General features: G+C 36.6%; 1 pseudogene. It reads left to right on the top strand.

The window, feature by feature from the left end:
* Positions 1–587: pseudogene (locus NHF47_RS16820) on the top strand (type IV secretion protein Rhs); the annotation flags it as partial.

Genomic DNA, 587 nt, shown 5'->3' on the forward strand with positions numbered 1-587 from the left:
TTACAGCTACCTCAAGTTGGAATGGTGAGGAGAGTAATAAAATTTACAATCCGGTATTGAATAATTTAGGTGTTTATGCAGATAATGAATTGTATAAAACCATCACCAAAGATGAAAATCATAGTGGAACGACTAAAAACCATACGACTGAAGAATTTAAAAATAAAGAAGGTCAAGTGGTTTTAAAACGAACCTATAATAATAGTGAAGCCTACGATACCTATTATGTATACGATCAATTTGGTAATCTTACGTACGTCATTCCACCATTAGCGGAAGGAGCTAGTGATCAAAGCACTTTAGATAATTTAGGGTACCAATACAAATACGATTACCGCAACCGTTTGGTAGAAAAGAAACTACCTGGTAAGCAATGGGAATATATCGTATATGACAAATTAGACAGACCTGTTGCTACGGGACCAGCATTTACACCTTATGGTGGTAACACTGTGGGGTGGATGGTTACCGAATACGATGTATTGGGTAGAGTAATGCAAACAGGTTGGAAACAAGTATCGGTTTCTACTACAGATAGAGCCAGTTTTCAAAATAGTATCAATTCAGGAGGTACTCCTTTTGCATTG

Source organism: Flavobacterium sp. NRK F7, assembly GCF_024054195.1.
In the GTDB taxonomy this organism is placed as follows: domain Bacteria; phylum Bacteroidota; class Bacteroidia; order Flavobacteriales; family Flavobacteriaceae; genus Flavobacterium.